Source organism: Psychrobacter sp. 1U2, assembly GCF_051847575.1.
Genome location: NZ_JBPYDC010001340.1, coordinates 1 through 623, shown reverse-complemented (window position 1 = coordinate 623; position 623 = coordinate 1). Strand labels below are relative to the sequence as shown.

Annotated in this window: 1 protein-coding gene and 1 pseudogene; both read left to right on the top strand. The window is 47.8% G+C overall.

Going from position 1 to position 623, the window contains the following annotated elements:
- A pseudogene (locus tag ACS8FD_RS21975) lies at nt 1-147 on the top strand (molybdenum cofactor biosynthesis protein); the annotation flags it as partial.
- A 24-nt stretch (nt 148-171) separates the two neighbouring features.
- Nucleotides 172-623 (top strand): NTP transferase domain-containing protein (locus ACS8FD_RS21970; RefSeq protein WP_439277429.1); only part of this gene is annotated, 452 nt, incomplete at its 3' end.

Genomic DNA, 623 nt, shown 5'->3' with positions numbered 1-623 from the left:
AACGGCACGGGTATCTTTTGTTTGCCAGGCTCATCAGGCGCGTGCCGTACAGGCTGGGAGAACATCCTCAAAGAGCAGTTTGATAGCCGTACGCGGCCGTGCAACTTTGTACCACACTTTATGGCACAAAACCCAAGCCATGACTGAGATGATGATAAGTAAAGTGCGTCTATGATAAATGGTTTGAAACCCTTAGACAGCTTGGCTGGTATTGTTATTTTAGCAGGCGGTGCTTCCAAACGAATGGGCATAGCCAAAGCGGCGCTTATGTTACCAACAGGGGAGTGCCTGCTGGATTATCATGTCCGGCATGCGCTGGATTTAGCTCAAGCTCATACTGGCAATAACAAAGACATACCTATTATGATTGCTGATAATGGGCGTGGCTTTCATGTTGGTTCAGAGCTGATGGATAGCGACTCACAAGCGCCTGTTATGCATATTGCTGATTATGGCGCTGATACGATTAATGACCAGAATGCTGATAGACAAAATAGCGCTGGCCAAAATAGTAACGGTCAGATTAGCAACAGCCAAATTCACACGGGCGGTGCATTGGTCGCTATCGAGTCAGCTCTGCAAACTGTGATACAGGCTCGCTCGCTAGAGGCTATAGCGGAAAA